Source organism: Sphingobium sp. CFD-1 (genome assembly GCF_024611115.1).
GTDB classification, from domain to species: domain Bacteria; phylum Pseudomonadota; class Alphaproteobacteria; order Sphingomonadales; family Sphingomonadaceae; genus Sphingobium; species Sphingobium baderi_A.
Genome location: NZ_CP084398.1, coordinates 2,604,195 through 2,630,034 on the forward strand (window position 1 = coordinate 2,604,195; position 25,840 = coordinate 2,630,034).

At 62.9% G+C, this 25,840-nt stretch carries 29 protein-coding genes; 8 read left to right on the forward strand and 21 right to left on the reverse strand.

Going from position 1 to position 25,840, the window contains the following annotated elements; genetic code table 11:
- Positions 1–3: 3 nt before the first annotated feature.
- From LDB26_RS13160 to LDB26_RS13200, 9 genes are all read right to left on the reverse strand, one after another.
- Positions 4–1,515 (reverse strand): M56 family metallopeptidase, encoded by a 1,512-nt coding sequence (locus LDB26_RS13160; protein WP_257538731.1) that lies wholly within the window; start codon positions 1,513–1,515, stop codon positions 4–6.
- Positions 1,512–1,886 carry a BlaI/MecI/CopY family transcriptional regulator gene (locus tag LDB26_RS13165; protein ID WP_062067450.1) on the reverse strand — a complete coding sequence of 125 codons (375 nt, stop codon included), beginning with the start codon at positions 1,884–1,886 and terminating at the stop codon, positions 1,512–1,514. The genes LDB26_RS13160 and LDB26_RS13165 overlap by 4 nt, the downstream gene beginning before the upstream one ends.
- A gap of 355 nt (positions 1,887–2,241) precedes the next feature.
- Positions 2,242–2,574, reverse strand: coding sequence for a Grx4 family monothiol glutaredoxin (gene grxD, locus LDB26_RS13170; RefSeq protein WP_257538733.1), 333 nt, complete (start codon positions 2,572–2,574; stop codon positions 2,242–2,244).
- Between the two features lie 61 nt (positions 2,575–2,635).
- Positions 2,636–2,869: a BolA family protein gene (locus LDB26_RS13175; RefSeq protein WP_062067455.1), complete on the reverse strand. Its 234-nt coding sequence runs from the start codon at positions 2,867–2,869 to the stop codon at positions 2,636–2,638.
- Positions 2,870–2,892: 23 nt separating this feature from the next.
- Complete coding sequence (locus LDB26_RS13180; protein ID WP_062067458.1) at positions 2,893–3,216, reverse strand: DUF1476 domain-containing protein; 324 nt, start codon at positions 3,214–3,216, stop codon at positions 2,893–2,895.
- Between the two features lie 57 nt (positions 3,217–3,273).
- Positions 3,274–3,867: a 3-isopropylmalate dehydratase small subunit gene (gene leuD / locus LDB26_RS13185; RefSeq protein ID WP_062067461.1), complete on the reverse strand. Its 594-nt coding sequence runs from the start codon at positions 3,865–3,867 to the stop codon at positions 3,274–3,276.
- A gap of 109 nt (positions 3,868–3,976) precedes the next feature.
- Positions 3,977–5,428 (reverse strand): 3-isopropylmalate dehydratase large subunit, encoded by a 1,452-nt coding sequence (leuC, locus tag LDB26_RS13190; protein ID WP_257538735.1) that lies wholly within the window; start codon positions 5,426–5,428, stop codon positions 3,977–3,979.
- An 89-nt stretch (positions 5,429–5,517) separates the two neighbouring features.
- Positions 5,518–6,204, reverse strand: a complete 687-nt coding sequence (locus LDB26_RS13195) for a glutathione S-transferase family protein (protein WP_257538738.1) — start codon at positions 6,202–6,204, stop codon at positions 5,518–5,520.
- A 218-nt stretch (positions 6,205–6,422) separates the two neighbouring features.
- Positions 6,423–8,015: an isocitrate lyase gene (locus tag LDB26_RS13200; protein ID WP_257538739.1), complete on the reverse strand. Its 1,593-nt coding sequence runs from the start codon at positions 8,013–8,015 to the stop codon at positions 6,423–6,425.
- Between the two features lie 140 nt (positions 8,016–8,155).
- Here LDB26_RS13200 and LDB26_RS13205 point away from each other — a divergent pair, with 140 nt between their 5' ends.
- Positions 8,156–9,565 carry a short-chain fatty acyl-CoA regulator family protein gene (locus LDB26_RS13205; RefSeq protein WP_257538740.1) on the forward strand — a complete coding sequence of 470 codons (1,410 nt, stop codon included), beginning with the start codon at positions 8,156–8,158 and terminating at the stop codon, positions 9,563–9,565.
- A gap of 136 nt (positions 9,566–9,701) precedes the next feature.
- Here the strand turns inward: LDB26_RS13205 and LDB26_RS13210 are convergent, their stop codons facing one another.
- Complete coding sequence (locus LDB26_RS13210) at positions 9,702–9,905, reverse strand: hypothetical protein (protein WP_062067475.1); 204 nt, start codon at positions 9,903–9,905, stop codon at positions 9,702–9,704.
- 102 nt (positions 9,906–10,007) lie between these two features.
- Positions 10,008–10,946 (reverse strand): right-handed parallel beta-helix repeat-containing protein, encoded by a 939-nt coding sequence (locus LDB26_RS13215; RefSeq protein ID WP_062068996.1) that lies wholly within the window; start codon positions 10,944–10,946, stop codon positions 10,008–10,010.
- A gap of 235 nt (positions 10,947–11,181) precedes the next feature.
- Between LDB26_RS13215 and LDB26_RS13220 the strand changes: the two genes are divergently transcribed.
- Positions 11,182–11,472, forward strand: a complete 291-nt coding sequence (locus LDB26_RS13220) for a DUF3060 domain-containing protein (protein WP_257538741.1) — start codon at positions 11,182–11,184, stop codon at positions 11,470–11,472.
- 19 nt (positions 11,473–11,491) lie between these two features.
- On the opposite strand, the gene metH is transcribed toward LDB26_RS13220, so the two are convergent.
- From metH to LDB26_RS13240, 4 genes are all read right to left on the reverse strand, one after another.
- Positions 11,492–14,110 (reverse strand): methionine synthase, encoded by a 2,619-nt coding sequence (gene metH / locus LDB26_RS13225; RefSeq protein WP_062067481.1) that lies wholly within the window; start codon positions 14,108–14,110, stop codon positions 11,492–11,494.
- An 84-nt stretch (positions 14,111–14,194) separates the two neighbouring features.
- Positions 14,195–15,241 (reverse strand): homocysteine S-methyltransferase family protein, encoded by a 1,047-nt coding sequence (locus tag LDB26_RS13230; protein ID WP_021247255.1) that lies wholly within the window; start codon positions 15,239–15,241, stop codon positions 14,195–14,197.
- A complete protein-coding gene (gene metF / locus LDB26_RS13235; protein ID WP_062067483.1) occupies positions 15,238–16,164 on the reverse strand; it encodes a methylenetetrahydrofolate reductase in 927 nt (308 codons plus the stop codon). The genes LDB26_RS13230 and metF overlap by 4 nt, the downstream gene beginning before the upstream one ends.
- Positions 16,161–17,132 (reverse strand): metalloregulator ArsR/SmtB family transcription factor, encoded by a 972-nt coding sequence (locus LDB26_RS13240; protein ID WP_062067485.1) that lies wholly within the window; start codon positions 17,130–17,132, stop codon positions 16,161–16,163. Before LDB26_RS13240 ends, metF begins: the two co-directional genes overlap by 4 nt.
- Before the next feature lie 213 nt (positions 17,133–17,345).
- Here LDB26_RS13240 and LDB26_RS13245 point away from each other — a divergent pair, with 213 nt between their 5' ends.
- Positions 17,346–17,573 (forward strand): hypothetical protein, encoded by a 228-nt coding sequence (locus LDB26_RS13245; RefSeq protein ID WP_062067488.1) that lies wholly within the window; start codon positions 17,346–17,348, stop codon positions 17,571–17,573.
- 78 nt (positions 17,574–17,651) lie between these two features.
- On the forward strand, positions 17,652–17,909 hold the full coding sequence (locus LDB26_RS13250; protein ID WP_257538742.1) for a hypothetical protein: 258 nt from the start codon (positions 17,652–17,654) through the stop codon (positions 17,907–17,909).
- 163 nt (positions 17,910–18,072) lie between these two features.
- On the opposite strand, the gene LDB26_RS13255 is transcribed toward LDB26_RS13250, so the two are convergent.
- On the reverse strand, positions 18,073–18,483 hold the full coding sequence (locus tag LDB26_RS13255; RefSeq protein WP_062067491.1) for a glycine zipper 2TM domain-containing protein: 411 nt from the start codon (positions 18,481–18,483) through the stop codon (positions 18,073–18,075).
- A 185-nt stretch (positions 18,484–18,668) separates the two neighbouring features.
- Between LDB26_RS13255 and LDB26_RS13260 the strand changes: the two genes are divergently transcribed.
- Complete coding sequence (locus tag LDB26_RS13260) at positions 18,669–19,652, forward strand: esterase-like activity of phytase family protein (RefSeq protein WP_062067495.1); 984 nt, start codon at positions 18,669–18,671, stop codon at positions 19,650–19,652.
- A 73-nt stretch (positions 19,653–19,725) separates the two neighbouring features.
- Here LDB26_RS13260 and rpmB read toward each other — a convergent pair whose 3' ends face one another.
- The gene (rpmB, locus tag LDB26_RS13265) at positions 19,726–20,019 is read right to left on the reverse strand and encodes a 50S ribosomal protein L28 (protein WP_062067498.1); all 294 of its coding nucleotides are present in this window, start codon (positions 20,017–20,019) and stop codon (positions 19,726–19,728) included.
- 158 nt (positions 20,020–20,177) lie between these two features.
- Between rpmB and LDB26_RS13270 the strand changes: the two genes are divergently transcribed.
- Entirely contained in the window at positions 20,178–20,399 is a 222-nt protein-coding gene (locus LDB26_RS13270) for a hypothetical protein (RefSeq protein WP_062067501.1), read from the forward strand.
- 39 nt (positions 20,400–20,438) lie between these two features.
- Positions 20,439–20,897 (forward strand): nucleoside deaminase, encoded by a 459-nt coding sequence (locus LDB26_RS13275; RefSeq protein WP_062067502.1) that lies wholly within the window; start codon positions 20,439–20,441, stop codon positions 20,895–20,897.
- Here LDB26_RS13275 and LDB26_RS13280 read toward each other — a convergent pair.
- Positions 20,859–22,760 carry a hypothetical protein gene (locus tag LDB26_RS13280; RefSeq protein WP_062067506.1) on the reverse strand — a complete coding sequence of 634 codons (1,902 nt, stop codon included), beginning with the start codon at positions 22,758–22,760 and terminating at the stop codon, positions 20,859–20,861. The genes LDB26_RS13275 and LDB26_RS13280 overlap by 39 nt on opposite strands.
- Positions 22,761–22,804: 44 nt before the next feature.
- Between LDB26_RS13280 and LDB26_RS13285 the strand changes: the two genes are divergently transcribed.
- Positions 22,805–23,224: a GtrA family protein gene (locus tag LDB26_RS13285; RefSeq protein WP_257538743.1), complete on the forward strand. Its 420-nt coding sequence runs from the start codon at positions 22,805–22,807 to the stop codon at positions 23,222–23,224.
- Positions 23,225–23,235: 11 nt separating this feature from the next.
- Here the strand turns inward: LDB26_RS13285 and LDB26_RS13290 are convergent, their stop codons facing one another.
- The 3 genes from LDB26_RS13290 to LDB26_RS13300 form a co-directional block, all read right to left on the reverse strand.
- On the reverse strand, positions 23,236–24,036 hold the full coding sequence (locus LDB26_RS13290) for a LytTR family DNA-binding domain-containing protein (RefSeq protein ID WP_062067513.1): 801 nt from the start codon (positions 24,034–24,036) through the stop codon (positions 23,236–23,238).
- Positions 24,033–25,139, reverse strand: a complete 1,107-nt coding sequence (locus LDB26_RS13295) for a sensor histidine kinase (RefSeq protein ID WP_062067514.1) — start codon at positions 25,137–25,139, stop codon at positions 24,033–24,035. Before LDB26_RS13295 ends, LDB26_RS13290 begins: the two co-directional genes overlap by 4 nt.
- 122 nt (positions 25,140–25,261) lie before the next feature.
- Entirely contained in the window at positions 25,262–25,738 is a 477-nt protein-coding gene (locus LDB26_RS13300) for a helix-turn-helix domain-containing protein (RefSeq protein ID WP_062067517.1), read from the reverse strand.
- Between the last annotated feature and the right edge of the window lie 102 nt (positions 25,739–25,840).

Consider the following 25,840-nt stretch of genomic DNA (forward strand, 5'->3'; position numbering starts at 1 on the left):
CGATCAATCTCCGGCGCGGTTGTCGATCCGGGCAATTTCCTCATCCAGATCACGCAGTACTTCGGCCCGGATTTCATCCGACATCTTCATGGCGCGCGCAGCCTCCGCCCGAGCCTTGATAAGGCCTGCCCGGGCCGCATTGCTGGCCTGCGCTTTGATCGCGGTTTCGCAGATACGGACGCGGATGTGACGGCGGCCATCGGCGCCCACGGTTTCCCGATGACTGACGGTCTGATCGCCATCGCAGCCATTGCGAACGTCGACATTGGGAATTCTGCGGCGGATGTCTGCCTCGCTCGGGATGGCATAAGCCTCCATCCCCGCATCGGAAACACGGGCGACAGGCGGAACCGGCGGCAAGGGGGGAACCGGCGGCACCATGTCAGCCGTGGGCGCCATTGGCGCGGGCGGCGCGACGGGGGCCAAAGGCACGGCGTGATGGGCCTGCGTTACGGCCGGCGCGGCGGGCGGCGCGTCCACCGCCTCCGGCGCATCGGCCGTTTGCATGGTCGCGGGTTCATCCGCATGGGCAGGCTGAGCGACCAGATCAGAAAGCCGCGCGAAATCGACGGCTTCCACCTGTTCCGTAATAGCTGACATCTGCCGCGCGGCCCGCCCGCCCGACGCCGTCAGGGCCAGTCCAGTGACCGTCACCAGCCCCACAAGGACCATGCCCCAGCTGATCCGGCGGAGCGACATTTCATGGTTCGAGAGCATTTTCAGCCTCCCCTTCAAGGCAGCGATGCGGGTGAGATGGCAGGCTCCGGCGAATTGACGCCCACCTGCCGCCTTCAGGATGGCGCGGCCATAGGTATGGGCCTGATCCTGACCGTAGAGCGCCAGCACGCGGGCGTCGCACGCCTGCTCCTGATCGGCGCGATAGGCCCGATAGGCGATCCATGCGACCGGATTGCACCAATGGATCGCCAGCAACAGCAGCGCGGCCATGTTCGCGGCCAGATCACCATGGTCGTGATGCGCCCGTTCATGGGCGATCGCCATCGCCTGTTCCTCCGCGTCGAAGCGCAGTGCGAAATCGACCGGCAGCACGATATAAGGGCGCAACACACCAAAGGCGAGCGGACCGCCGGCCTGTGGGCTGGTGATGATCCGAATGCGCCTTTCCTGCTCGATCAGAGTCGCGCCCTCCAGCATATGCTGCCGAAAACGGATATAGCCGACCAACTGCAAGGCCAGGAAAGCGACCACGCCGCACAGCCAGACCGCGATTGCGATTTCCAGCCATGGAGCGCTTGATGCGGCGTCGGCTGGAGACGAAACGGATATAACGGTCATGAACTCGGGAATACCGGACTGATCGACGGCCGTCTGGAGCGGAGACGGCGCCGCGACCTGGCTGGGCAAGGTGGGCAACAGCATCCGCGCCAGCGGCAAAGCCCAGAGCCAATAGGCGACGCCCGCCCCTATCCACCGCGCGACCGGGCGGCGGACCATCATGACCAGCGCTATCAGTAAAGTCGTGGCGATCAGGGTTTCAGCGAGCCAGATGCTCATGATTTCAGCCCCTTCAATATGCCTTCCAGTTCCGCGATGTCATCCGCCGTCAACTGGTCCTGCTGGGCAAGCTGGGCTACGAGCGGCGATATACGGCCGCCGAACAGGCGTTTGACCAGCCGCCCGGATTCGCTCGCGACATAATCCTCCCGCGCGACCATGGGGCGATAGAGAAAGCGGCGCCCGTCCTGATCAGCGGCGATGATGTCCTTCGCCATCAGGCGGGAAAGCAGCGTCTTGACCGTTTGCACGCTCCAGCCGCGATCCGCCGTCACCCGGCCGGCAACGTCGGCGGCGGTGAGTGGCGCCCGCTGCCACAAAGCCTCCATCACCACCAGTTCGGCTTCGCTGATCTTTTCACTGACAGCCATGATGCGTTTCGAGTCCCGAGTCCTCAACTACGTCTGTAATCGCATTGACTACAGACGTAGTCAATAGGCGGGCCAAGGATGGAATACGCCCATCACGTCCGAACCTGTCGATATATTTTACATCCGCTTCCATCGACGCGAAAGCGTTAACCTTTGAAAGGGCGCTTTTCTGCCAGCCTATGGCTCTGGCACGGCGCTTGCTTCCTGTCAGGCGTTCCCGACCGTTTAACTACTCGGGGGACGCAGGCCGGTCTCCGCCGCGTCCCCCACCCGGTCTTTCCTTCCCGGCAATGGCGCACGAAAAAGGCGGCCCGAAGCGCCGGACCGCCTTCCGAAATTCCCGTAAGGTCGCTCTTCAGCTGGCCAGAGCGACGCCCTGATCCGTCATCAGCTGGTGCAGTTCGCCCGCTTCATACATCTCCATCATGATGTCGCTGCCACCGACAAATTCGCCCTTCACATAAAGCTGGGGGATAGTCGGCCAATCGGAAAAGCTCTTGATGCCCTGCCGGATCGACTGATCCTGCAACACGTCGACACTTTCATAAGCTACGCCCAGATGTTCCAATATGGCGATGGCGCGGCTGGAAAAGCCGCATTGCGGGAAAAGCGGCGTGCCCTTCATGAAGAGCACCACGTCATTGCCATTGACGATCTCGGCAATCCGCTGCTGCACGACGTCGGTCATCTATTGAGTCCATTCCTGTCTGGCGCCATCATCGTGCAGGCGCGAACATTATTCCTGCCGCTTAGTTGGGAACGGCAGTGGTCAGTTGCAAGGCGTGGAGGACGCCGCCCATCCGGCCGCCCAGCGCGGCATAGACGGCGCGCTGTTGCGCGACGCGTGTCAGGCCGCGAAAACTTTCGGATACCACGCGGGCGGAATAATGATCGCCGTCGCCGGCCAGATCGGTGATCTCCACCTGCGCGTCCGGGATCGCGGCCCGGATCATGTCGGCTATTTCATCGGCGGCCATCGGCATGGCGGCTTCCCCGTTCCTGCAGCTTACTGGGCTTCGATGAACTGGCGGCGAGCGATCACCTGCTGTTCTTCCAGCGCGGTACGCACAGACGCTTCATCAATGTCGACGCCCGCCTGCGTCATGTCGCCCAGAAGCTTGCGGATCACATCCTCGTCGCCCGCTTCCTCGAAATCGGCCTGCACGACGGCCTTGGCATAGGCGTCGGTCTCTTCCGGCGTCAGGCCCATTCTGGCGGCCGCCCATTCACCGACGAGGCGGTTGCGGCGCGCCTGAATGCGGAATTGCATTTCCGCGTCATGCGCGAACATATTTTCAAAAGCCCGTTCGCGATCGTCAAAAGTGGTCATGCTATGCCCTGTTCAAAAGCTCGTTGGTCATCTTCGCAGATATGCCGAACCGCGCGCTTAGGCAACGGTCGGAACGAGCCAGGGCTTTTCGGCCGCAAGCCTGTCCTCATAACGGTCGATTTCGCTCCTGTTATCCAGCGTCAGACCGATTTCATCCAGACCACCCAGCAGGCAATGCTTGCGAAAAGGATCGATCTCGAACGCGAAACGATCCTGGAACCGCGTCGTCACCGTCTGATGTTCCAGATCCACATGGATCGGATCGCTCTTCGCGACCTCCATCAGCCGGTCGATCGCTTCCTGCGGCAGAACCACGGTCAGTATGCCGTTCTTGAAGGCGTTGCCCGAAAAAATGTCCGAAAAGCTGGGCGCGATCACGACCTTGATGCCAAGGTCCGCCAACGCCCATGCCGCATGTTCGCGGCTCGACCCGCAGCCGAAATTGTCGCCCGCGATCAGAATCGGGCTGCCCGCATATTCCGGATCGTCGAAGACGTTGCCCGGTTCCTTCCGCAGCACTTCGAACGCGCCCTTGCCAAGCCCGGTGCGGCTGATCGTCTTGAGCCAATGCGCGGGGATGACGATGTCGGTGTCGACATTCTTCATGCCGAACGGATAGGCCCGGCCTTCGACTTCAGTCAGTTTTTCCATCAGCGAACCTGTTTCGTCTCCGTAGCGGGGCCATCTTCGGCACGACCCAACGTCGCCGCCATGGCGGCGCTCGCCAGTGCGCCCAGCGTAAGCAACCAGAATATCTTCTTCATGCGACCGCCCCTTCCTTATTATCCAACAGTTCGCGCACATCGGTCAGGCGGCCCGTTACTGCCGCCGCCGCCGCCATGGCCGGCGAGACGAGATGCGTGCGCGATCCCGGTCCCTGCCGCCCCATGAAATTGCGGTTGCTGGTCGACGCGCAGCGCTCGCCCGCGGGCACCTTGTCCGGGTTCATGCCCAGACAGGCCGAGCAGCCCGGCTCGCGCCATTCGAAGCCCGCTTCCTTGAAGATGCGGTCCAGCCCTTCGGCCTCCGCCTGCAACTTCACCAAGCCGGAGCCAGGAACGACCATCGCCTGCTTGATGCCGCTGGCGACATGACGACCCTTGAGCAGAGCGGCGGCAGCGCGCAGATCCTCGATCCGGCTATTGGTGCAACTGCCGATGAAGATATGCTCGACCGGCACGTCCTGCATCCGCTGACCCGGCGTCAGCCCCATATAATCGAGCGACTTCTGCGCGGCGGCGCGCTTGGACGCATCGGCGAAGCTTTCCGGGTCCGGCACCACCCCCGTCACGGCCACCACGTCTTCGGGACTGGTGCCCCAGGTGACATTGGGCACGATGTCGACGGCGTCGATCACCACCACCTTGTCGAACACTGCGCCTTCGTCAGTCTTGAGCGTCTTCCACCAGGCTACGGCGGCGTCCCATGCTTCGCCTTTCGGAGCCATCGGGCGGCCCTTCAAATAAGCGAAAGTCTTTTCGTCCGGCGCGAACAGGCCGGATCGCGCGCCGGCCTCGATCGACATGTTGGCAACCGTCAGCCGTCCCTCGATAGACATGTCGCGGAACACCGAGCCACGATATTCCATGACATAGCCGGTGCCGCCCGCCGTACCGATATGCTGGCAGATGGCGAGCGCCACATCTTTGGGCGTGACGCCAAAGCCCAGTTCACCGTCGATACGGACTTCCATCGTCTTCGATTGTTTGAGCAGCAGCGTCTGCGTGGCAAGCACATGCTCCACCTCGCTGGTGCCGATGCCAAAGGCCAGCGCCCCCAGCGCACCGTGCGAACTGGTGTGGCTGTCACCGCATACCAGCGTGGTGCCCGGCAGCGTGAAACCCTGTTCCGGCCCGACGACATGGACGATGCCTTGCTGCGGATCGGTATCACCGAACAGGCGCACGCCGAATTCGGGCGCATTGCGCTCCAGCGCGGCCAGTTGCTGCGCGCTTTGCGGGTCCGCGATCGGGATGCGGTTGCCGGCGGCGTCTCGACGCGGCGTAGTGGGCAGGTTATGATCCGGCACCGCCAGCGTCAGGTCGGGACGGCGCACTTTGCGCCCGGCAAGGCGTAGCCCCTCGAACGCCTGAGGACTCGTCACCTCGTGCACAAGGTGGCGGTCGATATAGATCAGACAGGTTCCATCGGGACGGCGTTCGATGACGTGGGAGTCCCAGATTTTTTCGTAGAGAGTGCTCGGCTTGACCATGATCCCTTCCCCCTAGACCTGTCAGGCGCGGGACGAAAGAGGAAATGGAGCCTGAATCGGCTGTTTCACCGCATCGTCAAGCAAGAAAGTTATATGGCGCGATGGTCCGCGACAACCCGGCCAGCCGCGGCGACTTCCGCTTCGTGGCTTTCCTCGCGCCATGTTTCCGCCAGAGCAGCAGCTTCCCACTCGCGCATGGCCGGAAGCCCCAGCATATGATCTACCCAGCCCCGCGCCACCGGCCCGATGTCCAGTCCATAAGTCCGCACGCGAAAAGCCACGGGCGCGTAGAAGGCATCGGCGGCGGTAAATGCCGAACCGGCCAGGAAAGGACCGCCAAAGCGCGCCAACCCCTCCTCCAACAATTCCCGCAGGCGCGCGATGTCGCGATTGAGCACGGGCGATGGCATGTGCAATTCCACGCGGATGCCGACATTCATCGTGCAATCCTGACGCAGGGCGCCAAAGCCGCTGTGCATTTCCGCTACGGCGCATTGCGCCCATGCGCGGACGGCTTCTTTCTGCGGCCAGACAGCGGGATGGCGGTCGCCGAGATAGAGCGCGATGCCCAGCGAATCCCAGACGGTCCGATCGCCATCGACAAGGACGGGCACCTGTCCGGTCGGCGAAAAATCGCGGAAGGCCGCATAGTTGCTGACCTGCGTGAAAGGCTCGATCCGGTCGGCGAATGATATGTCCAGCGCCTTCATCAACACCCATGGCCGAAGCGACCAGCTCGAATAATTGCGATTCGCGGTGATGAGCGTGAAGGGCATGGGCCAGCCTTTCCATGGAGCGATCCGGCATGACGATACAGCGTCGCTTCTGGCCGTAAAAGTCGGAACGGCGCATAAGTTTCGCAAGGCCATTTCACGGGACGGCAAAAAAACGACCCGGAGCAGGAGCACTCCGGGCCGCCAGTCCTTCCTTATCGCAAGGCGCATGGGATACCCCCTGCGACATGGTCCTCACGGCGCCAGCCGCGAAACCCTTTCTATGCGGCGAACTGGTTCATGGTGTTGCGGACGCCGCCCGCTTTCAACGCGGCTTCGCCGGCGAAATATTCCTTGTGATCGTCGCCGATGTCGGAACCCGACATATTCTGATGCTTCACGCAGGCGATGCCCTGGCGGATTTCCTTACGCTGAACCCCCGCGACATAACCCAGCATACCCGCATCGCCGAAATAGTCCTTGGCCAGATTGTCGGTGCTGAGCGCCGCCGTGTGATAGGTCGGCAGCGTGATGAGGTGATGGAAGATGCCAGCCCGTGCAGCCGCATCCTTCTGGAAGGTGCGGATATTCTCATCGGCCTCGACGGCGAGGTCAGTCGCGTCATAGTCTGCGCTCATCAATTTTGCACGGTCATAGGCTGACACATCCTTGCCCTCCGCCTGCCAGCGGTCGAATATCTGCTGGCGGAAGTTCAGCGTCCAGTTGAAACTGGGCGAATTATTATAGACCAGCTTCGCGTTGGGGATGACTTCGCGGATGCGGTCGACCATGCTCGCGATCTGTTCGACATGCGGCTTCTCCGTTTCGATCCACAGCAGGTCCGCGCCGTTCCGGAGCGAAGTGATGCAGTCGAGGACGCAGCGATCCTCGCCCGTGCCGGAGCGGAACTGATAGAGGTTCGACGGCAGGCGCTTTGGACGCAACAGCTTGCCGTCGCGGCTGATGATGACATCGCCATTACCGATCCCGTTCAGGTCGACCTCATCGCAGTCGAGAAAGCTGTTATACTGATCGCCAAGGTCGCCCGGCTCGCGGCTATAGGCGATCTGCTTGGTGAGCCCCGCGCCCAGCGAGTCCGTGCGGGCGACGATGATGCCGTCGTCCACGCCCAGTTCCAGAAAGGCATAGCGGCAGGCGCGGATCTTCGCCAGGAAGTCCTCATGCGGGACCGTGACCTTGCCGTCCTGATGGCCGCATTGCTTTTCGTCGGACACCTGATTTTCGATCTGGAGCGCGCAGGCGCCCGCCTCGATCATCTTCTTGGCGAGGAGGTAGGTCACCTCGGCATTGCCGAAGCCCGCGTCGATGTCCGCGATGATCGGCACGACATGGGTTTCATGATTGTCAATGGCATGCGTGAGGCGCTGGATTTCGACCTCGTTGCCGGTTTCGCGGGCCTTGTCGAGATCACGGAACAGGAGGCTGAGCTCGCGCGCGTCGGCCTGGCGCAGGAAAGTGTAGAGTTCTTCGATCAGCGCGGGAACGCTGGTCTTTTCATGCATCGACTGGTCGGGCAGCGGGCCGAATTCGGACCGCAGCGCAGCGATCATCCAGCCGGAGAGATAGAGATATTTGCCCTTGGTCGATCCGAAATGCTTCTTGATCGAGATGAGCTTCTGCTGCCCGATGAAACCATGCCAGCAGCCGAGCGACTGGGTATAGGCTGCCGGATCGGCGTCATAGGCCGCCATGTCGCGGCGCATGATCGCGGCGGTGGCGCGCGCAATGTCAAGGCCGGTGTGGAAGCGGTTCTGAAGGCGCATCCGGGCGACGGATTCGGGTGCGATGCCGTCCCAATGAGCTTGCCCGCCGATCAGCGTGCCGGCTTTCGCGATTTCCTGCTGGTAGGTCATGAGCGTCAATTCCGTAAAAAAGAGAACTGGCGCCGGTTTAGGGGGGCGGGATCTGTCCGGCACTCTCTTTGAAGTTCAGTTGTCGATTTTTACAAAAATCTGGTGTAAAGTTGTAAAGCCTGTACAGGAGCATTCTTTAGATGGCCAAGGATCGTCCGGTTTACATGGGGCCGCGCTTGCGAAGGTTGCGCCGCGAACTGGGGCTGACGCAGGCCGACATGGCGGCGGACCTGGAGATTTCCGCATCCTATGTCGCGCTGCTGGAACGTAATCAGAGGCCGCTAACCGCCGATATGCTGCTGCGGCTGGCGCGGACATACCGGCTGGACATGAGCGAACTGGCGGGAGACGGCGGCGCGGAGCAGACAGCGCGTTTGCAGACGGTTCTGAAAGACCCGATGTTCGCCGATATCGACCTACCCGCCCTCGCGACGCAGGATGTCGCGGTCAACTATCCCGGCATGACCGAAGCTCTGCTGCGGCTCTACACCGCCTATCGCGAGGAACAACTCGCGCTGGCCGACAGGGGCGCGAACATGGACGGGGAACGCATGGAGGCCGGAGACGCCCCTGACCCGGTGGCGGAATCGCGGCGTTTCGTGGCGGCGCGGCGGAACAGCTTTCCGCTGCTGGACGATGCGGGCGAAGTGCTGGCGGCGGAGATCGAGGGCGCGGGCGACCTCCATGCATGGCTCAAGGCAAAGCATGGGCTGCGGGTGCGGCGATTGCCTTCGGAGGTGATGGCGGGGTCGATGCGGCGGCTGGACCGGCATCGCGACGCAGTGCTGATCGACGATGCGCTGGACGGGGCCAGCACCAGCTTCCAGCTTGCGCTGCAGATCGCCTATCTGGAGATGCGGGAGGCCTTCGATACGCTGCTGAAGGAAGGGCAGTTCGCCAGCGAAAGCGGGCGGCGGCTGACGCGGCGGGCGCTGGCGAGCTATGGTGCGGCGGCGATCCTGATGCCCTACACGGCCTTTGCCAAAGCGGTGGAGGCGCGGCATTACGATGTGGAGGCGCTGGCGCGACAGTTCGGCGCCAGTTTCGAACAGACAGCGCACCGGCTGACCACCCTGCAAAAGTCGGGGCAGGAGCGCGTGCCTTTCTTCTTCATCCGGGTCGATCCGGCGGGCAATGTCAGCAAGCGGCTGGACGGGGCGGGCTTTCCCTTTGCGCGCCATGGCGGGTCATGCCCGCTCTGGTCGGTGCATCGGGTGTTCGAAACGCCGCGCGAAGTGGTGACGCAATGGCTGGAGCTGCCCGATGGCGAGCGGTTCTTCTCCATCGCGCGGTCAGTGCGGGCGGGCGGCGGCGGATGGGGAGCGCCGCGCGTCGACCGGGCGATCGCGCTCTGCTGCGCGGCGGAGCACGCCCATCGGCTGATCTATACGCAGGATACCGCGCCGTCAGAACCGACGCCCATCGGCGTGACATGCCGCCTGTGCCACCGCAGCCAGTGCCTGGCGCGATCCGCCCCGCCCATCGGCCGCGACGTGCTGCCCGACGATTTCCGGCGCACCCATGCACCCTTTGGATTTGCGGACGGGTGATGGCGGACGACGGCCAGCTTGGGACAACCCATCTCCGTTCGGGCTGAGCCTGTCGAAGCCTGGCGAACGGAGATGGGAATAGCAAACCGTCCACCTTCCCACCCAAATCAAACAGAAACGTGGAACCACATACCCCTCACCCGTCGATCAGGTCGAGATAGGCGACGACATCATTGTCGGTGGCAAGGAACAGGCCGTCCTGCACATCGGCCGGCTGTTGCTCGGCGATAAGGAGGGCTTCGTTCAACGGGCCATAGAAAAGAGTCGTGGCCGCCCCGCCTTCCTGCGTGTCGCTCAGATGATAGAGGCGGACCGTGGCGGATTGGTAAGTCGTTCGCATGGAGCCGATTGTCCGCCCCCAACGCTCCGCTGGCAAGGCAAAGAGGTTTTTGCTTGCCATGATTTTCGGATCGTCAGGTGATCTCCCTGACTTGAAAACGCTTTAGCGGCGGTCGGAAACCTTGATGCCGCTCGCCAGCTTGTTCGCGCCGATCTTTACCGCGTCATCGGTGAAATTGGCGACGAAGCTGCTGCTGCGCGAAAGCCCCGGCACGAAGGACGCGCTGTTGCCCGCGATGGAGAGGCCCGAACTGTCATGTTCCCGGCCTTCGGGGGCGACGGTGATGAAAGCGCTGTAATTATCCTTGTCCTTGCCCTGCACCATTTCATTGCCGGTGATCGTGCCGCTCGCGCCGTTGGACAGGTCGATCATATAGTTGGTGAGGTGCCCGGCGCTGTCGTCGAAGCTGTTGCCGGTGATGGTGACGCGCGGCGTGCGGGTTTTCAGATAATGGCCGCCGTCGCCCTGATCGAAACGGGAGCGAGTGACGGTAAGGCTGCCATAATGGCCGATATAGATGCCATGCGCGCAGTCCAGGTCACGGTCGCATCGGCCCAGATGGCGAAAGGTCGACTTGTCGATGGTCACGCTGCTTCCCGGCGCATCGCCGGAGAGGATGCCTTCCTCGCTATTGCGGAACAGGCTGTTGGTGACGGTAAGGTTGCCGCTTTCCAGACGGATGCCCGCGCCGTTGCCGTCGGGCACGCGCAGGTTCTGAAAGACGATGCCGTCCACCTTGCTTGCGCTGCCGCGCAGGACCAGCGCCGCCTTGCCCTCACAGGTCGCGCCATCGAATATGGCCGTGCCGGGGGTCGCTGCGGTAAAGGTGACGTCGCCGCCCTCCTGCACCGCGCACTGGCGATAGGTGCCGGGCGCGATCACCACCGTGCCCTTCGCATGGCCGATAGCGTTCACGGCATCGGCGAGCGAACCGAACGCCTGCCCCGTTTCCGCGACGGTGAAGGGCGCGGGGGCCACCTGCGCCAACGCGGTGGCGGCGACGGCGGCGGAAACGAGCACGATGGTGGAGAGGATACGCATGAACGGCATGTAGCCCCTGCCCGGCGCGCGGCCAATGCAGGGACATGGTTAACGGATTCCTGCCCCGTTATGGGACGGTCGTGACGCCGAGTGTGAGGGAAGGGAGAAAAGTCTCTGCCGGAACTCCTTCCCCCCGCCGACGTTGCCATAGCGAAATCATTGGCAGAAGGGAGAAATTGATGAACCGAGCCTTCTGAGCGGCGTCGCGACTTTATTAGTCGTGGGGACGTTGCCGATGGCGGCGTTCGCGCAGGCCAGCTTCACTGGCGCGGGACAGACCACCGAGCTTGATTGCGGAGGCGAGTCCGCCTCCATCACGGGTGCGGGCAATCAGGTGCATATTTCCGGTGATTGCCGTCTGGTCACTATCGAAGGCGCAGACAACCGCGTCCACCTGTCCATGGCCAAGGGCGGCACCATCCGCGTCACCGGCGCAAGCAACGAAATCCACTGGTCGACGCCGGATGGCTCCCGGCCCCGGATTCAGATAACGGGCGCTGACAATCGCATCAGCCCGATGAAGTGAACGGCGGGCTGCGATCCGATCAGTCCAGATTGGGCCGCAGCCACCTTTCCGCCGTTTCCACATCGACGCCGCGTCGCTGGGCATAATCCTCCAACTGGTCGCGGCCGATGCGGGCGACGCCGAAATATTCCGCCTGCGGATGGCCGAAATAAAAGCCGCTGACCGCCGCCGTGGGGAGCATGGCGAAACTTTCCGTGAGCGTGATGCCCGTCGCGTGATGGGCATCCAGCATGTCGAACAGCAAGGGTTTCAGGCTGTGTTCCGGGCAGGCGGGATAACCCGGCGCGGGACGGATGCCGCGATATTGCTCCTTGATGAGCGCTTCGTTGGTAAGCTGCTCACCCTCCGCATAGCCCCAGAGCGCGGTGCGGACATAATGATGCAGCCGCTCGGCAAAGGCTTCGGCAAGGCGATCGGCCAGCGCCTTCAGCAATATGTCCGAATAATCGTCGATCGCATTCTTGAAGCGGGCCAGATGCGGCTCGATGCCGTGGAGCGACACCGCGAAACCGCCGATCCAGTCGCCGTCCGGGCTGATGAAGTCGGCAAGGCACATATTCGCCCGCCCTTCCCGCTTGGCGATCTGCTGGCGCAGCATGGGAAGGCGGACGTGGCGTTCGTCCTCCACATGGACGATGATGTCGTCGCCTTCGCGGGCGCAGGGCCACAGCCCCGCGACGCCGCGCGCGGTCAGCCATTTTTCGTCGATGATACGGTCGAGCATCTTCTGTGCGTCGGCAAACAGGCTGGCGGCGCTTTCGCCGACGATGTCATCGGTGAGGATCGCGGGATAATTGCCCGCCAGCTCCCAGGCGCGGAAGAAAGGCGTCCAGTCGATATAGTCCCGCAGATCCTTCAGATCCCAGTCCGGGAAGCGATGAACGCCGGGCAGGCGCGGGCGCGGCGGCTTCAGATTCTCGTCGATCTCGAAGGCATTGGCGCGGGCGTCCTCCAGCGACAGGAGGGCGCTCTGCCCCTTATTCGCGCGGGCGACGCGGACATGCTCATAATCGTCCTTGGTCTTCTGGACGAAATCGGTCTTCTGCGTTTGCGAGACGAGCGCGGTCGCCACGCCCACCGCCCGGCTGGCGTCCAGCACATGAACGACAGGGCCAGTGAAGGCCGGGTCGATACGCAGCGCGGTGTGCACCCGCGACGTGGTGGCTCCGCCGATCAGCAGCGGCATTGACATGTCGGCGCGCTGCATTTCCTGCGCCACCGTCACCATTTCGTCCAGCGAGGGCGTGATGAGGCCGGACAGGCCGATCATGTCGGCATCATTCTCGTTCGCGGCCTTCAATATGTCCTGCCACGGCACCATGACGCCCAGGTCGATCACTTCGAAGCCATTGCACTGGAGCACGACGCCGACGATGTTCTTGCCGATGTCGTGCACGTCGCCCTTGACGGTCGCCATGACGACCTTGCCCTTGCCCTTGGCGCCGGGTTCCTTCGCGGCTTCGATATAGGGGAGGAGATGGGCCACCGCCTTCTTCATGACGCGGGCGGATTTGACGACTTGCGGCAGGAACATCTTGCCCGCGCCGAACAGGTCGCCGACCACGTTCATGCCGTCCATCAGGGGGCCTTCGATCACTTCGATGGGCTTGTCTGCGGAAAGACGGGCTTCCTCCGTATCCTCGACCACATACATGTCGATGCCCTTGACCAGCGCATGTTCGAGGCGCTTGGCGACCGGCCAGCCGCGCCATTCCTCAGCCGCCTTGTCGACTTCCCCGCCGGTGCCCCGGAATTTTTCGGCGAGTTCGACCAGCCGCTCGGTGGGCGTAACGCTGGGATCGCGCTGGGGGCGGTTGAGGATGACGTCCTCGCAGGCTTCGCGCAGTTCGGGGTCGATGGCGTCATAGACGTCGAGCTGGCCCGCATTGACGATGCCCATATCCATGCCCGCCGGAATGGCGTGATACAGGAAAATGGAGTGCATCGCGCGGCGCACGGGTTCGTTGCCGCGGAAGGAGAAGCTGAGGTTCGACAGGCCGCCCGAAATGTGGACATGCGGGCAGCGGGCCTTGATCTCCTTGCAGGCTTCGATGAAGTCGACGCCGTAATTATTATGCTCCTCGATGCCCGTCGCGACGGCGAAGATATTGGGGTCGAAGATGATGTCTTCCGGCGGAAAACCGATGCTGACCAGCAGGTCGTAGGCGCGGGCGCAGATTTCGACCTTGCGCTCCTTGGTGTCGGCCTGGCCCGTTTCGTCGAAGGCCATGACGACCACCGCCGCGCCATAAGCCATAACCTTTCGGGCATGAGCAAGGAAGGCGTCCTCCCCTTCCTTCATGCTGATCGAGTTGACGATGGGCTTGCCGGACACGCATTTGAGGCCCGCTTCGATCACTTCCCATTTGGAGCTGTCGATCATCACCGGCACGCGGCTGATGTCGGGTTCCGACGTCATGAGTTTCAGGAAGGTCGTCATCGCCTCGATGGCGTCGAGCAGCCCTTCGTCCATGTTGACGTCGACCACCTGCGCGCCGTTCTCCACCTGCTCGCGCGCGATGTCGATGGCGGTGGCATAGTCGCCCGCCATGATGAGCTTCTTGAACTTGGCCGATCCGGTGACGTTGGTGCGCTCACCGATGTTGACGAAGTTGGTGGCGGAAGGTTGGGTGGTCATTCTGTCAATCCGTTCGCTTCGAGCGAAGTCTAGAGGCGGTTGCGTTCGTGTCTCGACTTCGCGCGACACGAACGGAGGTGGGTATCAGGCCGCGATGTGCATCGGTTCAAGACCCGCGAGGCGCGTCACGACCGGCAGTTCCGGCACGACGCGCGGCTTGTGGCCCGCAAGCGCCTTCGCCACCGCGCCGATATGCGCGGGCGTGGTGCCGCAGCAGCCGCCGACCATGTTGACCAGTCCTTCGTCCACCCATTGGCGGATGAGGCTGGCCGTGGTTTCAGGCAGTTCGTCATATTGGCCCAGTTCGTTGGGCAATCCCGCATTGGGATAGGCCAGGATCAGCGTGTCGGCATTCTTCGCCAGTTCACTGAGATAAGGCCGCAGCAGATCCGCGCCGAACGCGCAGTTCACGCCGATGGTGATCGGCTTCAGATGGCGCAGCGAATACCAGAAGGCATTGATCGTGTGCCCTGACAGGTTGCGGCCCGACATGTCGGTGATGGTGAAGCTGAGCATCAGCGGCACCGAACGGCCGGCCGCCGCTTCGGCTTCGCGGGCAGCCATGCCCGCCGCCTTGGCATTGAGCGTGTCGAAGCAGGTTTCGACCAGCAGGAAATCGACGCCGCCTTCGATCAGGGCATCGCATTGTTCGCGATAGTCCGCTTTCAGCGTATCGTAATCCACCTCGCGGTAAGCGGGGTCGTTCACGTCCGGTGAGATCGACAGCGTCTTGTTCGTGGGGCCGATGGACCCCGCCACGAAGCGCGGGCGGCCATCCTTCGCGGTCGCCGCATCACACGCCTTGCGCGCGAGTTTCGCGGCGGCGATGTTGATGTCGCGCACCAGATGTTCACAGCCATAGTCGGCCATGGCGATCTTCGTGGAGGAGAAGGTGTTGGTTTCCACCATGTCCGCGCCCGCCTCCAGATAGGCGGCGTGGATGCCCTCCACGATGTCGGGGCGGGTCAGGCAGAGCAGATCGTTATTGCCCTTCTGGTCCTTGGGCAGCTCCAGATCGCCGCGATAGTCCGCTTCGGTCAGGCCATGCTTCTGGATCGACGTGCCATAGCCGCCGTCGAATATCATGATCTTTTCCGCCGCGATGGCGCGGAATTGTTCCTCGGCGGTCATGCACTTTTCTCCGGTCGCAGGCCCAACAGATGGCAGATGGCGTAACTGAGTTCCGCACGGTTGAGTGTGTAGAAATGGAAGTCGCGCACTCCGCCCGCATAAAGCTTGCGGCAAAGCTCCGCCGCCAGCGTCGCGGAAACAAGCTGCCGTGCGGCGGGAAGCGTGTCCAGCCCCTCGAACAGGCGACCCATCCAAAGCGGCACATCAGTGTTGCACATGGCCGACATGCGCTGAACCGCGGCGAAATTGCTGACGGGCATGATGCCGGGGATGATGTCCGCCGAAATGCCCGCCGCCGCCGCCGTATCGCGAAAGCGGAAGAAGGTGTCCGGTTCGAAAAAGAATTGCGTGATGGCGCGGGTCGCGCCCGCGTCCAGCTTGCGCTTGAGATTGTCGAGATCGCCCTGGGCGCTCGCCGCATCGGGGTGCGTTTCGGGATAGGCGGCCACGGAAATCTCGAAGGGATGGCGCTTCACCAGCCCATCGACCAGTTCGGCCGCGCCCTGATAGCCCTGCGGATGCGGCTCGAACTTCGCGCCTGCCACCGGCGGATCACCGCGCAGGGCGACGATGTGGCGCACGCCCGCGTCCCAATAGGCATCGGCTACTTCGGTGATCTCGTCCTTGCTGGCGGCAACACAGGTCAGGTGCGCGGCGGCGGCGAGCGGCGTTTCCTTCGCGATGCGCGCCACCGTGTTGTGCGTGCGCTCCCGCGTCGAACCGCCCGCGCCATAGGTGACGGAAACGAATTTCGGCCCCAGCGGCGTCAGCGTCTCGATCGCGGACCAGAGCTGCTCCTCCATCTTCTCCGTCTTGGGCGGGAAGAATTCGAAGCTGACGTTAAGGTCGCCCGCCAGATCGGCATAGAGCGGCGCATCCAGTGCGCGCCGCGCCTCTTCGACGGAGGGGAAGCTGAGGGTCATGCGGAAATGCGTCCTTCGATCGGCAGGACGCGCGCGCCACGGCGGCGGCCCAGCCAGAGTTGCACGGTAAGTTCCTGTCCGGGCAGGCTTTCCACCCGTTCCAGGTCAAGGCCCGCCTGCGCGAACCAGTTTTCGATCTGCTCGTTGGAAAAGCCCAGACGCGCATGTTGATCGCGCAGGCGCAGTTCCTCGCGCTCATGGGCGGCGAAGTCGGCGATCAGCACCCGGCCCTGCGCGGCGGTGACGCGGGCGGCTTCGGCGATGGCGGCTTCGGGCGCCTGTGCGTAATGCAGCACCTGATGCAGGACCACCGTGTCAACGCTGCCCCGCTCCATCGGCAACTCGCCGAAATCGCCCAGCACCAGCGCATATTTGTCGCCCGCGTCCTCCGGCAGCTTCGCGCGGGCCAATCGGAGCATGTCGGGGCTGCGGTCGAGCGCGGTCACCTGTTCGGCTTCGGGGCCGAAAAGCTCGATCATGCGGCCCGTCCCCGTGCCGATATCGAGGAGATGGCCGATCGGCTCCTGCACGAGGAGCGCGGTCATGGCCGCTTCCACATCGGCTTCGGCAACGTGGAGCGAGCGGATCGCGTCCCATTCCTCCGCATGTTCGGCGAAATAGCTTTCTGCGGCGCGCGAACGATCCGCCCGCACGGCGGCCAGGCGGGCGAGGTCCGCCTGCTGCCACAGATGTTCGGCCTGCGACGGTTCGATCCGGTCGAACAAAGCGAGATAGGGCGCAAGGGCGGCATCCTTGCCAAGGCGAAGAAAAACCCAGTTTCCTTCCTTGCGCCGTTCGACAAGACCGGCCTCGGCGAGGATGCGGACGTGACGGGACACGCGCGGCTGGCTTTGCCCCACGACCTGCGCGATTTCGCCCACGGCCAGTTCCATGGCGCGCAGCAAATGGATGATCCGCAGGCGCGTGGGATCGCCAAGGGCACGGAAAATGTCGAGTGCGGCGCTCATGACAAGGTTATATAAAGAAAACTTTATATACGTCAATCGCGCTCTTTCCCTATATGTTTCGCATAAAATCGTGGAAATAGCGCCCTTAACCCACATGAAGAGGATTGCCTTGCGCGGACCAAGGCATTACGAATCGGCCCGCAGACAATGGGGGGTGAGCTTTTCTCCGAGATGGTCTGCACGGTTTTTTGTTCTCAGAGAGGGGTTTAGCCCATGACCAAGTCGATTGCTCTTTCGCTCGTTCTCGCCGCGTCGCTCGGCCTCGCCGCCTGTTCGGGCGGTGCGGAAAATGCCGCTAACGCCGCCGCGAACGCTGCGGATAACGCATCGAACGCTGCCGACAACGCGATGAACGCCGCGCTGAATGCCGCCGACAACGCATCGAACGCTGCTTCGAACGCTTCGAACGCCGCCGCGAACGCTGCTTCGAACGCGATGTAATTCCGTTTCGGAAGTTTTCGAAAAGGGCCGCGCCGGAAACGGAGCGGCCCTTTTCTTATGCGTGAGGAGGATGGAAAAATGATCCGCACCCTTATGGGCATGACGATGCTGGCCTGCCTGACGGCCTGCGGATCGGATTCCGGCGACGGCGTAGGCGGCGTCAGCGCGAGTGAGGCCAGCGCGCTCAACGATGCCGCGGCCATGCTGGATATGCGTGCGGGACAGGCTCACAATGAAGACGCGGGCATCAACCCAGCGGCGATGAAGGCCCTGCGCGCCGATCGAAATCGTATCGAGCCCGCCGCCGAAAACAGCTCAGGCGCGAAAATTCCGTAAATCCATGCCATGCAATGACCTGCGGCGGTCAGGCGCGGACCTATAAATCCTCCCCAGGAGGGGCGGAGCCGAATGGCCGTAACCCATCCCGGACCACCAAGCAGAAAGGGCCGCCCCTTGCGGAGCGGCCCTGCCTGAATCATGTCCGATGAGGACGGTTCGCTTAGCAATCGCGGTCGATGGCCCGACCCGCCAGGGCCCCGACGCCTGCGCCAAGGATGGCGCCCGTGGTGCCGTCGCCACGGCCATAGCGGCCGCTGCCCTTGCCGACTTCGTTACCCAGCAGGCCACCGGCGATCGCGCCGATGATCGTGCCGCCCGTGCCGCTGTCCCGGCAGCGATAGCCGCCCCGATAACCGCGATAATAATTGTTGCGATAATAGCGATCGCCCCGATAGCCGCGATTATAGTCGCCGCGATAACCGCGATAGCCACGATCACCCCGATAGGAATGGCCGCGATCATAATGACGACCCCAGCCGTCGCGCGCCATGGCGGGGGTGGCGGTCACCGCGAGAGATGCAACGCCCATGGCCAGCGCAGCTCCCATATTCACAAGAAACTTCATTTTCATGGCGTTGCTCCTCCAAAAGCCATCTTCTCGGCGCATCCGGAATACGAATTCGCCTTGATTGACGCCCTTATGCCCGATTCGCTTTGAGCCAAGCCTGAATAAGCGTGACAGCCATTGTTCAGCTAATCATCGATCTGTCACGCGGATGCTGCAAGCTGCCTGCTATTGTCCTATGGCAAGCCGCGATGCGTCGAATCCTGATCGTTCTGGTCCTTGCGATCCTGCTGCTGCCGGCAGCCCACAAGAACAAGCCGCAACTGCTGCATCCCGGTACGTTGCCCGTGCTGGCGCGCGCCGTCGCGCTGAGCGCCAGCGACCCGGCGCTGCGGCGCGTGGGCAGGCTGGATTATGTCGCGGGATGGGCGCTGACCAGCCGGAACCCCAATTTCGGCGGCATATCGTCGCTGCTGGTGGAACCGTCAGGACAGGTTCTGGGGCTGAGCGACGCAGGCATTTTGATGGGATTTCATGTCGGCCCCGGCGAAGCCCGCCGCCGGTCCTTCATCGCGCCCCTGCCCGTCCGTCCGCAGGATCGGCAGAAACCCTGGTGGGCGTGGGATTCGGAGTCCATGACGCATGACCCCGCCACGGACCGCTATTGGGTCGGCTTCGAATTGCAGCAGATGATCTGCCGCTATTCATCCGGCTTTGCGCGGGTCGAAGCCTGCCGCACATGGCCGGAGATCGAGGCGTGGCCGGAAACCGGCTCCATCGAATCCCTCGCTCGCCTGCCCGACGGACGCTTCATCGCCATCGCCGAAATGGGGATGACGGCGGACGGCAATCATGATGCCCTGCTCTTTTCCGGCGATCCGGCAGACCCGGACACCCCCTCTCCCATTCATCTGCGCTATACGCCGCCGCAAGGCTATCGCCCCACCGATGCGGTGGCGCTGGATGAACGGCACCTGCTGGTGCTGAACCGGCGGCTGACCTTGCAGGAACTGTTCACCGGCGTCGTCGCCATCGTCGAACTGCCCGAACGACTGGAGCCCGGCACGCGACTGCGCGCGGAAACGCTGGCACGGCTCGCGCCGCCGCTATTGGCCGATAATTTCGAGGGGCTGGCCGTCACCAGAGAAGGCGGACAAACGATGATCTGGGTCGCGTCGGACGACAATCACGAATTTTTCCAGCGCACCCTGCTGCTCAAATTCGCGCTGCGCTGATACCGCGCCTGATCCCACGCAAAAAAGCGGCCTGTCGCCAGACCGCTCCCTTACCGAAACGAATCAGAAGAAATCAGGCTGCGGCGGCAGCCTTCTTCTTGACGATGTCGCGCTTCAGGCGCTGCGCCTTCACCGACAGCTGGTCGTCGCCGGTCTTCAGCAGCCAGTTGTCGAGGCCGCCATTATGCTCCACCGAACGCAGGCCATGGGTCGACACGCGCAGCTTCACGCCCTTTTCCAGCGCTTCGGAGATCAGCGTGACATTCTGCAGGTTGGGCAGGAACACACGCTTCGTCTTGTTGTTGGCGTGGGAAACATTGTGACCCACCTGGCGGCCCTTGCCGGTCAGCTCGCAAATGCGCGACATAATCTCATCAACCTTGTTGTTCGGTTTCGTTCGGAAAGCGGCGCCAGTAACCGGATTCCCGTTTCCCGTCAAGCCATGCGGAGGGCCCGATCATGCCGCAACCGCAACCTTTTCCGCTGGCCGGGCGTTCCTTCTCCCGTATCCCAGAGGAGAGTGCAATGCGAGTGATTGGTGGGTTGTTGCTGATCGTGCTGCTGATTCTGGCGGCGGGGATCGCGACGGGCTTTATCAACCTGCAAAAGACGCAGGAGGGCAGCCTGCCCGAAATCTCCGTCAAGGGCGGCCAGCTTCCCAAATATGACGCCAATGTCGGCAAGGTGGAGATGGGCAGCCGCAACGAAACGGTTGAAGTGCCGACCGTGAACGTGAAGAAGCCCTGAGCGTTTCATCGGTGCGGGCATCCGTGATAAGGGCGGCGCATGCCGTCGCCCTTTCCCCTGCCCGATCCCATGCGCCGTGCGCTCGATCTCGCTTATGCGGCGCAGCAGGCGGATGAAGTGCCGATCGGTGCGGTGGTGACGCTGGACGGGCGCGTCATCGGCGAGGGTGAGAATCGCAACCGGCGCGACAATGATCCGACGGCTCATGCAGAGATGGTGGCGATCCGGGAAGCGGCGCGGCGGATCGGCGACTTCCGCCTGACGGGGTGCGATCTGTGGGTGACGCTGGAGCCGTGCCCGATGTGCGCGGGGGCGATTTCCCATGCCCGGATAGCGCGGCTTTATTACGCCGTGTCGGACCCCAAGGGCGGCGCGGTGGAACAGGGGCCACGTCTGTTCGCCCAGCCCCAATGCCTGCACCGACCCGAAGTCTATGGCGGACTGGCCGAGGCGGAGGCCTCAGCGTTGCTGCGCGGCTTTTTTGCTGTCCGGCGCTGAATAGTCGATTTTATAGAGCGTGTAGGGCAATTCCGTCCCGCTCCTAATCGTCACGGGATGCAGCCAGCCCGGCACATGGCCGCGCATCAAATCGGCGTAGAAGCCGCGCGGGCTGCGCGCCTGATAGATGGTTCCTTCAGGGAAATTGGGGCAGATCAGCAGATAGGTCGCATGATGCTTTGCCGCGATAGGGCGGAAGGCGTCGGCCGGCCCGTCAAAGGCGTGGTGGACGTCCAGTATCACCGCGCCGTTGCGATGATAGGGTCCGGCGACCGCGCTGTGGTGCGTCGTCGCAATGATGCGCGGGCCAAGGTCGACCATGGTGAAGATGGTGGCGGATGGCAGCCTGTTCATCACCTCCAGCGCGGGGAGGGTGCGGCAACGGCCATTGGCTTTCTTGATCGCGTCGGTCCGCGCCTTCGCTTGCGGACGCCAGGGCTTCGGCTTGTTGCCGGTCAGTTCCGCCCAGAGCCGGTTCGCCTGCGGATAGAGCGGCGCGGCAAAGGCCATGGCAGCCAGCGGCAATATCCCGGCCCAGACGGCGAGGCGGACGAGCGGGCGGGCGTTCAGCATCAGGCCGAGCAGGCGATGCGTCATCCATGCGGCAGGCGGGACCGCCATCAACTGCGCCGCCGGACCCGCGCGCAAGGCCCAGAACAGCATCGCCGTGGAAAAGAGCATCATCAGCCCGACCGTCGCCCATGCCCACAGGCGATCCGCATCCCGCCGAGAATCCCACAAGGCCCACAGCAGGCCGATCAATCCCGCCACCGGCAGCGCCATCAACGGCACGGCGACATCGCGGCTCTGCGCCATCAGGGGCTTGGCCTCGCGAATATTGGCGAGCCACAGGCGCTCAAGCTCCGGTGAAATCTGATAGGCGCCGCTCAGGCATTGCGGCCAGTTGAGCCAGGCAAAGGCCGCGACCGCCGCGCCGACCGCCAGCCCCGCCGCAAGCCGCGCCTGCCAGCTTCGCAGCGGCAAAAAGGTGAGCAGCACCATGCCCGCCGAAGCCGCCGCGAAGATGGCGACCCAGATGGGCGAGATCGCGTCGCACACCATCTGCCGGTTGGCATAGCTGGCGAACAGCACGAACAGCAGCGAAGTCGCGCCGGTGAGGCTGAGCGCATAGGGCAGCATCCGGCGGCCCGCGCCCTCCTTGAACACCCAGCGCAGGGCGATCAACGCGCCGCCCGCCGCCAGATAGACGATCATCTCCATGCCGATGGTCAGCGACAGCGCCGTGCTGATCCCCGCGATAATGCCGCCACGCAGCCAGTTGCGGTCGACCAGTCCCGCCAGCATCGTGACGGCGAGCGCCAGTTGCCAGCCATGATGGTCGATCCGCATCGGCACGAACATGCTCAGGCCCATCTGCGCGGCGAGCGGCGCCAGCGCGGCGATGATCCACGCATTGCCCCCCGCCAGCCGCCGCGCGATAAAGCCGAGGCTCAGCATCAAGAGCAGCAGGGGCAGCATCGGCGCGATGGCGCAGGCCAGCCGGTCGGCCATGCCCTGATCCAGAAAGGCGCGGAAGAACAGCATCAAGCCCGCAATCGGCAAATCCACCAGCCGCGACCAATGGATGTCGAACCCCTTTGGCGGATCGAGCCGATATTGGCGCAGGTCATACCAGCCCTGCCCCGCCAGCCAGTCCTTCACCTGCACATAACGGATATTGTCGTCCGTATCGCTGAGCACAAACCAGTGGATGGCAGACCAGCGACTGACGAGGAAACCCGCCACGATGGCGATCCAGAGGAGCAGGGTCAGCCATTTCCAGTGCTTTGCGGCATAGTCGGGAAAGCCCGTCGCAAAAGTCGCGATACGGGCGCGCAGGGCTGGCCAGCTTTGCAAGTTCATGAACGGTGGATTAGACGCTCCGCATCAAAGCGCAACGGGGACATATGAAAATCATTCAGCGATTGTCGGCAGAGCAGCAGGCGCTGATGTGGCAGATCGTCCGCTATGGTGTGACGGGGCTGTTCGTCACGGCCTGTCAGGCGGCGATCTACTGGGTGCTGGCCGCGCCCGTGGGGCTGCATGTCCAGATCGCCAACGGGATCGGCTATATCGCGGCAGTCGCGGTCGGCTATGCGTCCCACAACGCCTTCACCTTTCGCGGACATGGCGCGGGAGAGGATGGCCATGCGGCGCGAGGCGCGCGGTTCGTCGCCGTATCGCTGGTGAGCTATGCGCTCAATGCCTTGTGGGTGTGGCTGTGCGTCACGCATATGCAATGGCCGGAATGGTCGCCCATCCCGGCCATGCTGTTCGTGACCCCTGCGGTGGTGTTCCTGCTCAACCGGCAATGGGTATTCCGGTAACGCACCGCGCGTTAATGGACGAACCGCGCCACCACGTCGCGATAGGAGCGGCTGACCTTCACCTGCGCCCCGCTTTCCAGCACCAGGAAACATTCGCCATTGGTGTGGGGCTTCACCTGACGCACCTGCGACAGGTTCACGATGGTGGAGCGGTGGACGCGCTGGAAATTGCGGGGGTCGAGCCGCTTTTCCAGATCCTTCATCGTTTCGCGCAGGATCAGCGAGTTGTCGGCGGTGTAGATGCACATATAATCGCCCGCCGCGTCGATCCGTTCGATCGAATCCACGTCGACGCGGAAAATCTGGCCGCGATCCTTGATGTTGATGAGCTTTTCGAAGCGGTTGGACGCGGGCGCATCCTCGTCCGATGCAAAGTCGTTCATCGCGTCGGGCGCGACTTCGGCCAGCACTTCGCGCAGTTTTTCGACTTCCTGCACCTGCCGCTTTTCGGACAGGCGCTGGCGCACGCGGTCGAGCGCGTCGGCAAGGCGGCCTTCCTCCACCGGTTTCATCAGGTAATCGACCGCCTGCGCCTCGAACGCGCGGATCGCATGGTCGCTATAGGCCGTCACGAAGATGAAAAGCGGGGGTTCGACCTCCATCATGCCCTGAACGACGGAAAAGCCGTCAAATCCGGGCATCTGAATGTCAAGGAACACAAGGTCGGGTTTATGCGTCTTTATGGCGCGAATGGCTTCACGGCCATTGCTGCAGGTTTCAACGATTTCAACATCCTCATGCGCTTCCAGACGCAGCTTGAGGCCCTGAATAGCCAGGCTTTCGTCGTCGACGAGGATCGTTCTGATGGTCATGCGGCCACTTTCGATGGTTCATCCAGATTAAGCGGCATTTCGATAATGACCGAAAAGCCGCCTGGCGTGGAACGCGTTTCGAAGCTCTGTCGTTCCCCGAAAGCCTGAATAAGCCGATCACGGATATTCGCCAGCCCGACGCCTGTTCCCGCGCTGACGGGATTGTTCGGGCGCATGGCCCCGTCATTCAATCCCGGACCGCTGTCCGATACGATGATCCGGACGTTTTCACCGGCGGGCTGCGCCGTGACGGAGATTTCCGCCCCCTCCTCCTTGGGCGTCACTGCATATTTGATGGCGTTTTCCACCAGCGGCTGAAGCAATAGCGAGGGCAGACGCGCCTGCGCGACCGCCGGATCGATGATGAAGACGGGACGCAGCCGGTCCTCGAACCGCATCTTTTCGATTTCGAGATAGAGTTTCAGTGTCTCCACCTCCTGCTCGATCGTCACCTGCGCGGTGGGTTCGTTGATCAGCGTGTAGCGCAGGAAGGACGACAGGCGCGAAAGCATCGCATTGGCCCGGTCGGTCTGTTTCAGCAGCACCAGGGTCGAGATGCTGTTGAGCGTATTGAACAGGAAATGGGGATTGAGCTGATAACGCAGCATCGCCAGTTGCGCGCTGGACGCCTGATTTTCCAGGTGCAGAAGCTGATCCGCCTGCTCCTCCACGGTCAGGTAGAAATTAATGGCGTAATAGAGCGCCGACCACGCGCCGAGCAGCGTGACGCTGAGATAGAAGGCGCCGAGGAAAAGCTGGACCCCCGCCGTCCCGCTCGCGCGGTTCTGGGTGGAAAAGACCCAGGCGTCGATAAACGCCACCAGCCCCGCCGCCGCCAGCACCGTGATGATCGAAACGCCCCAGGTGATGACGGGCTTCTGCTTCAACAGAAAGCGGAAGATCACCGCGATCAGAAGCGTGACCGAATAACCGCTGACGGTGGAGATCAACACCGGGATCAGGCTGGAAAGCGGCTGGCCGTTGGCGACGGTGGAAGAACCGCGCAGCAGGAAGGCCCCGGCCCAGCCCAGCGACTGGAGGTTCCAGAAAGCGCGATTCTTGTCCGCGAAAAAGGGTTCCGGCTGGATACGAGGCGGTGACATCAGGGGCAGACTAAAGCATCATGCGAAAAAGTGGGAACCGGTTTTTCGCAAAAAAGATGGCGATCAAAGAACAGTGCCGCGCGATCCGCACCGGGTTCAACGCAGCGGGATCGCGCCGCCCATCAGCCAGCGGCCACTTCCTCCAATGCCGATACTCCATCCGCGCACAGCCAGACCAGATCCTCGATCGCCAGATCGCGGCCATCATGGGACTGGATCGTCATGCGGCGGATCGGCTGACGGTCGCGGCTGTCGGCCAGCACCTGGCAGGTTTGCGGACTGCAGCCCCATCTTTCGCCCCATTGACGCAGGGCGACCATGACAGGGGCGAGTTCCTGCCCCTTTGCGGTCAGACGATATTCGACCTTGCGCCGGTCGCACTGCATGGGCTGGCGGACCATGATACCGTTTTCAACCAGCCGGGCCAGGCGATTGGCAAGGATATTACGGGCGATGCCCAGGACGGACTGGAACTCCTCGAAATGCAGGATGCCCGCCATGGCGCCCCGCAAGATCAGGAAGGACCAGCGTTCGCCCATCATCTCCAGCGCGCTTGGCAGCGCGCATTGCTCCAGGTCCTGCGCCAGATTGTGTCTCATCGTAACAACTCTAACGTAAAGCGCGCTCCGTTGCAAAAGTGCAGCAGAATTACGTCAAAATGGGATTTTTTTGTTGCACCACAAGGTGCTTCACGGACAATC

Bases quoted from the DNA above. Each gene is read 5' to 3' on its own strand.
- LDB26_RS13165 (WP_062067450.1), bottom strand. From the start codon at position 1,886: ATGGCTGTCAGTGAAAAGATCAGCGAAGCCGAACTGGTGGTGATGGAG.
- LDB26_RS13220 (WP_257538741.1), top strand. From the start codon at position 11,182: ATGGCGGCGTTCGCGCAGGCCAGCTTCACTGGCGCGGGACAGACCACC.
- LDB26_RS13250 (WP_257538742.1), top strand. From the start codon at position 17,652: ATGATCCGCACCCTTATGGGCATGACGATGCTGGCCTGCCTGACGGCC.
- grxD (WP_257538733.1), bottom strand. From the start codon at position 2,574: ATGACCGACGTCGTGCAGCAGCGGATTGCCGAGATCGTCAATGGCAAT.
- LDB26_RS13210 (WP_062067475.1), bottom strand. From the start codon at position 9,905: ATGCGAACGACTTACCAATCCGCCACGGTCCGCCTCTATCATCTGAGC.
- LDB26_RS13195 (WP_257538738.1), bottom strand. From the start codon at position 6,204: ATGCCCTTCACGCTCATCACCGCGAATCGCAATTATTCGAGCTGGTCG.
- LDB26_RS13240 (WP_062067485.1), bottom strand. From the start codon at position 17,132: ATGAGCGCCGCACTCGACATTTTCCGTGCCCTTGGCGATCCCACGCGC.
- LDB26_RS13255 (WP_062067491.1), bottom strand. From the start codon at position 18,483: ATGAAAATGAAGTTTCTTGTGAATATGGGAGCTGCGCTGGCCATGGGC.
- LDB26_RS13300 (WP_062067517.1), bottom strand. From the start codon at position 25,738: ATGAGACACAATCTGGCGCAGGACCTGGAGCAATGCGCGCTGCCAAGC.
- LDB26_RS13205 (WP_257538740.1), top strand. From the start codon at position 8,156: ATGGCCAAGGATCGTCCGGTTTACATGGGGCCGCGCTTGCGAAGGTTG.
- rpmB (WP_062067498.1), bottom strand. From the start codon at position 20,019: ATGTCGCGCATTTGCGAGCTGACCGGCAAGGGCCGCCAGGTGGGTCAC.
- LDB26_RS13160 (WP_257538731.1), bottom strand. From the start codon at position 1,515: ATGAGCATCTGGCTCGCTGAAACCCTGATCGCCACGACTTTACTGATA.
- LDB26_RS13215 (WP_062068996.1), bottom strand. From the start codon at position 10,946: ATGCGTATCCTCTCCACCATCGTGCTCGTTTCCGCCGCCGTCGCCGCC.
- leuC (WP_257538735.1), bottom strand. From the start codon at position 5,428: ATGGTCAAGCCGAGCACTCTCTACGAAAAAATCTGGGACTCCCACGTC.
- LDB26_RS13230 (WP_021247255.1), bottom strand. From the start codon at position 15,241: ATGACCGCCGAGGAACAATTCCGCGCCATCGCGGCGGAAAAGATCATG.
- LDB26_RS13270 (WP_062067501.1), top strand. From the start codon at position 20,178: ATGCGAGTGATTGGTGGGTTGTTGCTGATCGTGCTGCTGATTCTGGCG.
- LDB26_RS13180 (WP_062067458.1), bottom strand. From the start codon at position 3,216: ATGACCACTTTTGACGATCGCGAACGGGCTTTTGAAAATATGTTCGCG.
- leuD (WP_062067461.1), bottom strand. From the start codon at position 3,867: ATGGAAAAACTGACTGAAGTCGAAGGCCGGGCCTATCCGTTCGGCATG.
- LDB26_RS13280 (WP_062067506.1), bottom strand. From the start codon at position 22,760: ATGAACTTGCAAAGCTGGCCAGCCCTGCGCGCCCGTATCGCGACTTTT.
- LDB26_RS13290 (WP_062067513.1), bottom strand. From the start codon at position 24,036: ATGACCATCAGAACGATCCTCGTCGACGACGAAAGCCTGGCTATTCAG.
- LDB26_RS13260 (WP_062067495.1), top strand. From the start codon at position 18,669: ATGCGTCGAATCCTGATCGTTCTGGTCCTTGCGATCCTGCTGCTGCCG.
- LDB26_RS13275 (WP_062067502.1), top strand. From the start codon at position 20,439: ATGCCGTCGCCCTTTCCCCTGCCCGATCCCATGCGCCGTGCGCTCGAT.
- LDB26_RS13295 (WP_062067514.1), bottom strand. From the start codon at position 25,139: ATGTCACCGCCTCGTATCCAGCCGGAACCCTTTTTCGCGGACAAGAAT.
- metF (WP_062067483.1), bottom strand. From the start codon at position 16,164: ATGACCCTCAGCTTCCCCTCCGTCGAAGAGGCGCGGCGCGCACTGGAT.
- LDB26_RS13285 (WP_257538743.1), top strand. From the start codon at position 22,805: ATGAAAATCATTCAGCGATTGTCGGCAGAGCAGCAGGCGCTGATGTGG.
- LDB26_RS13200 (WP_257538739.1), bottom strand. From the start codon at position 8,015: ATGACCTACCAGCAGGAAATCGCGAAAGCCGGCACGCTGATCGGCGGG.
- LDB26_RS13175 (WP_062067455.1), bottom strand. From the start codon at position 2,869: ATGCCGATGGCCGCCGATGAAATAGCCGACATGATCCGGGCCGCGATC.
- LDB26_RS13245 (WP_062067488.1), top strand. From the start codon at position 17,346: ATGACCAAGTCGATTGCTCTTTCGCTCGTTCTCGCCGCGTCGCTCGGC.
- metH (WP_062067481.1), bottom strand. From the start codon at position 14,110: ATGACCACCCAACCTTCCGCCACCAACTTCGTCAACATCGGTGAGCGC.